Annotated in this window: 6 protein-coding genes; 4 read left to right on the top strand and 2 right to left on the bottom strand. The window is 54.4% G+C overall.

Features of this window, described 5'->3' with window-relative positions; translation table 11 throughout:
• Positions 1-226 precede the first annotated feature (226 nt).
• Positions 227-1,165, top strand: a complete 939-nt coding sequence (locus tag VMW13_06585) for a hypothetical protein (GenBank protein HUV44480.1) — start codon at positions 227-229, stop codon at positions 1,163-1,165.
• A gap of 160 nt (positions 1,166-1,325) precedes the next feature.
• On the opposite strand, the gene VMW13_06580 is transcribed toward VMW13_06585, so the two are convergent.
• Positions 1,326-2,546, bottom strand: coding sequence for an ABC transporter permease (locus VMW13_06580; GenBank protein ID HUV44479.1), 1,221 nt, complete (start codon positions 2,544-2,546; stop codon positions 1,326-1,328).
• The gene (locus VMW13_06575; protein ID HUV44478.1) at positions 2,543-3,436 is read right to left on the bottom strand and encodes an ATP-binding cassette domain-containing protein; all 894 of its coding nucleotides are present in this window, start codon (positions 3,434-3,436) and stop codon (positions 2,543-2,545) included. The genes VMW13_06580 and VMW13_06575 overlap by 4 nt, the downstream gene beginning before the upstream one ends.
• Positions 3,437-3,474: 38 nt before the next feature.
• Here VMW13_06575 and lsrF point away from each other — a divergent pair, with 38 nt between their 5' ends.
• From lsrF to VMW13_06560, 3 genes are all read left to right on the top strand, one after another.
• Positions 3,475-4,509 carry a 3-hydroxy-5-phosphonooxypentane-2,4-dione thiolase gene (gene lsrF / locus VMW13_06570; GenBank protein ID HUV44477.1) on the top strand — a complete coding sequence of 345 codons (1,035 nt, stop codon included), beginning with the start codon at positions 3,475-3,477 and terminating at the stop codon, positions 4,507-4,509.
• The gene (locus VMW13_06565) at positions 4,502-5,029 is read left to right on the top strand and encodes a hypothetical protein (protein HUV44476.1); all 528 of its coding nucleotides are present in this window, start codon (positions 4,502-4,504) and stop codon (positions 5,027-5,029) included. Before lsrF ends, VMW13_06565 begins: the two co-directional genes overlap by 8 nt.
• Before the next feature lie 574 nt (positions 5,030-5,603).
• A partial coding sequence (locus tag VMW13_06560; protein ID HUV44475.1) for an alcohol dehydrogenase catalytic domain-containing protein occupies positions 5,604-6,275 on the top strand: 672 nt, incomplete at its 3' end.

Below are 6,275 nucleotides of genomic sequence, written 5' to 3'. Positions count from 1 at the left end.
GAGGTGAAGAGATAGCAGGGATTCTTTCGTCCTTTCCTTGAGATTCTGTGCCGCTGCCAGACAGCGACCTCCCACTTCATTTCATTCAGAATGACAGTGGTAATACTATAATTGCAGTCGGAGGCTGATGCCCGGTACAATGAGAGTATAAGCCAGTAAACGTAACACTGGTAGATGATTGCAGCCGGCCGGCCGCAGTGTCGGATAGAAGGTAGAACAGCAGGGCATGACGGACCTATTTCAGCTTCAGCACCATCCCGTTTTTGAAAAGGGGGTATTTCAGAAGTATCCTGCACTGTTCGACCGCTTCGCTCACTACACCTCCGACAACATGAAAGAGAAGTTCCGCAAAGCCTGGGAGACCCTCCCCTCACATGAGAGCGTGATTACCTGGCCGGTAGTCACCGGTCCCGGTTTCTGCGGTGGCACTCATCCCGGAGCGGACAACGTCTTCATCGAGGTAATGCTGGGCTCAAACAACTTCGTCTACGATAGTGACTGCCTTTATGTCAACCCGTCTCGGAAGGTCTTCGCCATCTCCGACCCTCCCGGGATAACCGACTCCTCGCGAAGGCTGTTCACCAAACTGGACCGTCACCTGCAGAAAGGTAATGTGAATGACCTCGAAGCCATACTCAACGACCTCAACCGAAAGACCCTGGGAGATGACGGAGCTACGCTGAGCCTGATTGCTTTCCCCGAAACCGGACAGGCGAGTGACCGCCAGGCAGTCGCCTTCGTTGCCGGTGACAGCTACCTCTTCCACGGACACCTGTCCCATAGAGGGATAGCAACAATCGAGGGTATCCCGGAGTTTATAGGGACGCCGAACACCTACCTGAAACCGATATCCATCGACCTGACCGAGGGCGACTTTTTCATTATCGCCAGTGACGGCATCCTTTCGATACGGGGGAATGATAAAGAGAGGGCACTGGAGGACGTTCTCCGGGAACGCGTCGATGGTGACCTGCAGGGCTTTGCTTTTCGGGCCATCCGGGACTCCAACCGCTACCTGAAAGAGAGAATCTACGACCGTACACTGAACCGGTTTGGCGGCAGTGACAACGTTTCCGCCCTGCTCGTTTACCCCGAGGGACTAGCTGACATCGCTTCCCGGGAGAGTTTCATCCTGGGTGGCTACATTACCCGACGTCCCAGTTGAACCATTTTGCTGGTAGTCTGTGAAAAATCCTTTCGACCAACCCCCGTGCGGCCTATCTGGGCCGCCTTACCCTTCCTGTCCAGGAAGGAGCCTTCTGCGGAAGGGGGGAAAGGTTGTATCTGGGGGTGTTCCCTCTGTACTCCCCTTTTTCATCATCCTGCTAGGCTTCCCTCAGATAGCGCAAGATCTCGCGCAGATTCGGCGATTTCCCATACATCAGCACGAAGACGCGGAATACCTTGGCAGAGAACCAGAGTCCGCCGACTATGCTGACAACCATCAGGGAAATGCTTAGCGCCAGTTCCCAGGCGGGAATCTCAGACAGGCCCATTCGAAGGAAAACCGTCATCGGTGCAGTCAGCGGAAACATGGTCATTATCGTGCTAAGAACGTGGTCAGGATTCTCCCGCAGGAAGATGATGAAGATATAGAAGGGTAATATCGCCGGAAGGATGAAAAATACCGACATCTGCTGGCTCTCCTTGGCGTTGGAGCCGATGGCGCCAACACCCGCCTGCATCACGGCGAAGAAGAGATAGCCCAGCACGAAATAGACAATACCGAGTATCATCATGTTGTCCGGTATCTGAATGCCGGCAAGCTCGCCTCCCACCGTCTCGGAGGTCAAGCGCGTCAGGACCATCATCGAAGCCAGCCAGATTACAACCTGCAGCAGTCCGGCAGCGCCCAGGCCGAGCACTTTTCCCGTCAGCAACTGCCGGGTGGAGACCGAGGAGAGCAGTACCTCCATAATCCGGTTCTCCTTTTCCTCTCCCAGTCCTTGCAGCAGGAAACCGGACGTCATCCCGATGGACATTACCAGCAGGAAACCGAACACCATCGGGGCGAAGAAAGCCGCGAAACCGCCCTGCTCGCTGGCGATGTCGCCCTTTTCGTCAAGAAGGAAGCTCTGGAGCCACATCGGCGATTTCACCCTGTCCGCAATCTCACGGGCGGTCTGTCCCTCGAGAAGGTTGCTTTGCAGGAAGACCCTCATCGCCCACTGCGTTGTTCCGGATACTTCCAGTTCCTGCTCCATTGTGTATCTTGTTATCAGTCCACGGGACACGTAGTCGCCGGGAATAACGAAATACTCGTCGATGTCGTCTGCAAGCAAGGCCTGGGTTGCCCCGTCACGTGTTTCGTACGGCACGAAGGTGATGTCTCCCTGGGTGGTATAGCCCTCGAAGCCGCCAAGCTCATCCACGTAACCTATCAGCGGATTGTCAGCATCCGATGAGCCGCCGACATTCTGGGCAATCTGATAGATGCCGATGCCGAGAAAGCCTATCAGCGGAAAGAGGAGGGTCAGGATAATGAAGCTTGTCCTCTTCACCACCTGCAGGAACTCGTGCCTTACCACCAGCAGTGTCTTGTTCATTGCCCTGCTTCAACCACCTGAAGGAATATATCATGCAGCGGAGGAGTAGATACCTCAAAACGTTTCACCACGATACCCCGGTTCACCAGTTGCGCCAGCACCTGCTGCGGTGCTGTCCCGGTCTCCAGGAAGAGCTCAATATGCCCATTATGTTCCTGTCTCCTGACTACGCCGGCCACCTTACCCAACTCCCCCTCATACTCCACCACGACAGAGTTGTTCCGATACCGTTCCTTGATTTCAGCCAGGTTTCCGTAAAGGACTGTACGTCCGTCATCCATCATCAGTATGCGGTCACAGAGTTCTTCCACCTCGTTCATTCTGTGCGTGCTCAGGATGAGGGCCTTTCCCTGGTTTCTCATCTCAAGCACCATGTCTTTGATAAGCTGGGTATTGACCGGGTCCAGATTGGCAAAAGGTTCATCGAGGATAACCAACCGGGGTCCATGGATGATGGTGACCAGGAACTGGACAAACTGCCCCATGCCACGGCTCAGTTCCTTTATCTTCTTGTTACGGTGTGGCAGCATATCTATTCTTTGCAGAAGCTCTTCCGCTTTCTGCGCGGCGCTCTGCTTGTCCATGCCCTTGAGAGTGGCAAGATAGACCAGCGATTCTATTACCTTCATGTTCAGGTAGAGACCTCTCTCTTCAGGCAGGTAGCCGATGAGGTTTTTGGCGGCTTCGCTTAATGCCTCCCCGAGTATGGTAACCTTCCCGGAGTCCGGTTTGACCAAATCCATCATCATCCTGATGATGGTGGTCTTGCCGGCACCATTGGGACCAATCAGGCCGAACACTTCACCGCTGTTCACGTCGAAGGAGACGTCGTTGACCACGGTGTGATCACGATAGGCCTTGATTATATGACTGACTTCAACAATAGACAAAACAGGAATACCCCACAATCGCGCCCGGGTTACACTTTGTGCAGGAAATACAGGTGCTCATAGTTTACGAAGTTCTGTGCCTTTCTTCATCCGTTAGACTAGTGGCAACGAATAATTATAGCCCAGCGGCCCTACACCGTACAAGACGGAACAGGTGCCTTCCAAGCACCGACCGATACCACCATTGGCCCGCTTGTTGTATAATAGTCAAACCGGTCAGTTCCAGGTCTGAGCCAGCCAGCCAACACAGACCAAGCAAGGAGGTCAGGCAAATGCAGTGGGGAATGGCGAACCGCCTCGCGCAGCTAATCCAGAGTGACGGGCATGTCCTCATCCTGCCGGTGGACCACGGATACTTCCAGGGTCCGACACGAAGGCTGGAGGAACCGCGCAAGACAATCGAGCCGCTCCTTCCCTACGCTGACGGGCTATTCATCACCAGGGGAGTGCTGCGCTCCTGTGTCGACCCGAACAACAGCGTACCCATTATCCTCAGGGTGTCCGGCGGGACCAGCATGGTGGGCAAAGACCTGGCCAATGAAGGTATCACCACCAGCATGGAGGAAGCAATCCGCCTTAATGTCTCCGCGGTGGGGCTCTCCGTCTTCATAGGTACCGACTACGAGAAGGAGTCGCTCCTGAACCTGTCGAAGCTGGTCAACGAGGGGGAGAGATACGGCATACCGGTGATGGCGGTTACGGCTGTCGGCAAGGAGCTGGAAAAGAGAGACGCCCGATACCTTGCCCTCTGCTGCCGTATTGCTGCCGAGCTAGGGGCCCGCGTCGTCAAGACCTACTGGTGCGAGGACTTTGAGAAGGTGGTCACCGGCTGTCCCGTACCGGTCATCATGGCCGGCGGCCCCCGGGTCGACACCGAGCGCGAGGTGTTCGACTTCGTCCATGACGGCATGCAGAAGGGCAGCATCGGGGTGAACCTGGGCAGGAATGTTTGGCAGAACGATTTCCCTGTTGCGATGATACGGGCGCTTCGGGCCATCATCCACGAAGGGGCGACGCCCGTTGAGGCCGAGGAGATGTATGAAAGTATAAGGACAGCGAAACCTAATGAGTGAATCGAGCACACATCATCTGGCTATGGCTTGGGACATTGATAAGAAAACCAAGTATGATCTGCTTTTTGAGATGGCTAGCGGCTATATGCACGCAGCTATTGTGATCTTTGAAGAACAGCAGAGGGCGGAACGTGCTACGGTCTATAACCTTCTCCCAGGACATTTTGCCTTGACACAATCAGCAGAGTTATTCCTTAAGGCAGCACTTACTCTAAGGAGAGTCAAACCCGGAATCAGGCATGACCTTAAGCATTTGCATTCGTGTTACCGTAAGCTATTTCCTGAAGAAGAACTTGCGTTCCAGTGTCGTATTACTGAACTCATCGATTGGGGTGAGCGCTATGCCAATGACCAGGACGCACGATACCCATTTGACAAGAAAGGCAAGGTCTGGCTTCCACACGAGCATATCGATATTGAGTCGACATTAGGAGTGATTCGAGAGTTCTCTGTAGAGTTTCAAAGACTGGAGTCGGTACTGAGGAAGGCAGTTCAGACAGACGAGGTATCTAGTGCGTGAAAGATAACAAGTCCGCCAGAAAGAAACAATATATATACGGCAAATTTTATCATGATACTTACGAATTTCGAAGGCAATTACATAGGCTGTTCAATGAGTTCTTGGATGCACACAGTGAACTGGAAGTAGGCACTCACAACGAAATTGTTCAGGTAAGAAATCAAGTTATCGCACTACTAGAATCTTGGATTGGCTCAAGGAAAATACAAGAGAAATTCGGAGTCCAGATACCCGTGCACACGACTGGGCCTTCGCTGCAGAGTCTTACCGAAAGACAGGATAGCTCACACACTAGCACTTATCGATCCTATGAAATATGCGGTGAAGAAAGAATCACCCACTTCTGTCACATCCTCCCCAAGTCTGGGGGCGGACCCGGTGACGAGAGCAACTACGTATACCTGTGTCCCAATCACCATCATCTGTTTGACCACAATCGTCTTAGCGAAGAAGAGTGGCAAGCTCTCGACTTGTCAGCAAAGCTGGAGGCTGCTAAGGAATACGCCAGTAGAGTTAGGCTCATGCTGCTGAAAGCATTCTGGGACGCAGAGGGTGAGTCTGCTGGGGGAAGCTGTTGAGCGCTCCATTTGCCCACGTTGGCGACGCAACGATGCGCGTTGCCATGTGGTACAACAACCGGGACATCCGCATCGAGGAGATGCCTATCCCCGAAATCGGTCCCGGAGAGTTGCTGGTGCAAATCGAGGCCAGCGGCATCTGTGGCAGTGATGTCATGGAGTGGTATCGCCTGGACCGTGCCCCATTGGTGCTGGGCCACGAGATTGCCGGTCAGGTTGTAGAAGTCGGCGAGGGCGTGGAGGGCTTCAAGGTGGGCGACCGCGTCATTGCCGCCCATCACGTCCCCTGCAACACCTGCCACTACTGCCTTACCGGACACCACACCATGTGCGAGACCCTGCGCCGGACGAACTTCCACCCGGGCGGCTTTGCCGAGTATGTCCGGTTACCGGCCATAAATGTAGACCGCGGCACGTTCCTCCTGCCCGACAGCATGTCCTATGAACAGGCAACCTTCATCGAGCCGCTGGCCTGTGTCCTCCGCGGCCAGAGAATCGCCGGCATTCGACCGGGCCAGAGCGTACTCGTTATCGGTAGTGGCATTGCCGGGCTGCTCCACGTTCTCCTGGCCCGCGCCCTCGGAGCAAGCCACATAGTCGCCACTGACATTGACGAGTATCGATTGGAAGCAGCCAGGAGATTCGGGGCAGACATCGCCCTGCAGGCA

Source organism: Dehalococcoidales bacterium (genome assembly GCA_035529395.1).
Taxonomy (GTDB): Bacteria; Chloroflexota; Dehalococcoidia; order Dehalococcoidales; family Fen-1064; genus DUES01.
This window is presented reverse-complemented; position numbering and strand designations above follow the sequence as displayed.